Source organism: Mesorhizobium sp. M2A.F.Ca.ET.037.01.1.1 (genome assembly GCF_003998075.1).
GTDB lineage: Bacteria > Pseudomonadota > Alphaproteobacteria > Rhizobiales > Rhizobiaceae > Mesorhizobium.
In genome coordinates, this window is the sequence record NZ_RZSA01001263.1 from 1 (window position 1) to 1,599 (window position 1,599).

Annotated in this window: 2 protein-coding genes; both read right to left on the reverse strand. The window is 62.5% G+C overall.

The window, feature by feature from the left end; translation table 11 throughout:
- Positions 1–1,010 (reverse strand): DUF3382 domain-containing protein (locus EOA27_RS35760; RefSeq protein WP_127258647.1); only part of this gene is annotated, 1,010 nt, incomplete at its 3' end.
- Between the two features lie 5 nt (positions 1,011–1,015).
- The coding region (locus EOA27_RS35765; RefSeq protein ID WP_145970807.1) for a branched-chain amino acid ABC transporter permease at positions 1,016–1,599 on the reverse strand (584 nt) is incomplete at its 5' end.

Consider the following 1,599-nt stretch of genomic DNA (forward strand, 5'->3'; position numbering starts at 1 on the left):
GTGGCGAACGCCGTCAGCTTGGTGGTGGTGGTGTTGATGCCGAGAGAGCGACAGGCGATCTCGTCTTCGCGCAACGCTTCCCAGGCGCGTCCCACCGGCAGGCGACGAAGCCTTATGGTGACGAAGGCGGTGAGCAGGCAGAGCGCCAGGGCGAGATAGTAGAGGAAGATCTTGTAGTAGGCCCCTGATTGGGCAATGTGCAGAACCTTGGCGATGTAGTTCGGGTCGGAGACGTTGAAAGACATCAGGCCGAAGAACGAGACTTTCGGAATGCCCGAGATGCCTGCCGAACCATTGGTGACTTCACGCCAGTTGATGAGCACCAGGCGGATGATCTCACCGAAGGCAAGGGTCACGATCGCCAGATAGTCGCCGCGCAATCTGAGCACCGGGAAGCCGAGCATGACGCCCCAGAAGGCCGCCATGCAGCCCGCGGCCGGCAAAAGGATCCAGAACGACAGGCCGAAATGCGTGCCAAGCAACGCGTAGGCATAGGCGCCGACGGCATAGAAGGCGACGTAGCCGAGATCGAGCAGGCCGGCCAACCCGATGACGATGTTGAGGCCCCAGGCCAGCATCACATAGATCAGGATTTGGATGCCGAAATTGTCGACCCATTTGAGCGAGCCCTGGAAGCCGAACAGGAGCACCATCGCGATCGGATAGAGCAGTAGGACGACAAGGCCGATCCTGTTGAAGTTCCGCTTCAGGAAGCCAGGTTCGGCGACGACGGCGGGCGCCTGGGCCCTTTCGGCTTTCGACCGCTCCATTGCCGGAAGCGCATACGCCACATAGGCAAAGCGGCCGAGCGTGACGGCAATGACCACGATGGCGAGCAGGCCCCAGCGCTGCACCAGGATCAGTTCGTTGCTGATGTTCTGGTCTGTCCTGAGACCGATGAACAGCACGAACAGGCCGAGCGAGATGGCGCCGGCATAGAGCGCCTCGCGGAAAGCGCGCTGGATGGGAGTGGCGACGGTGTCGCGCTCCGAGGACACGGTAACGGCCATGAGGATCAGACCTTTTCGACTTCAGGCCGGCCGAGGATGCCGGAGGGCAGGAAGATGAGCACGATCGCCAGGATCGAAAATGCGGCCACGTCCTTGTAGTCGATGGAGAAATAGGCCGACCACATGCTCTCGATGAAGCCGATCAAGAGCCCGCCGAGCACCGCGCCGGGCAGCGAGCCGATGCCGCCGAGCACGGCCGCGGTGAAGGCCTTAACGCCCGGCACGAAGCCGTCGGAGAACACCACGACGCCGTAGTACATCAGGAACAGCGTGCCCGCGACGGCGGCAAGGGCGGCGCCCATGATGAAGGTGATGGAGATGGTCCGATCGACGTCGATGCCGAGCAGCGCCGCCATCTTGCGATCCTGCTCGCAGGCGCGCTGGGCGCGACCGAGCGCCGTCCTGTTGACCAGGTACCAGAAGACCGCGAGCAGCGCGATGGTGACGATTACGATGATGATCTGCTTCAGCGAGATGCTGATGCCGTCGATCGTGTAGACCTGGCTGACCAGCGGCGGGATCGGCTTGTTGCGCGGACCTTGCGTGACCTGCACGAAGTTGGAGAGCGCGATCGACATGCCGATGGCGG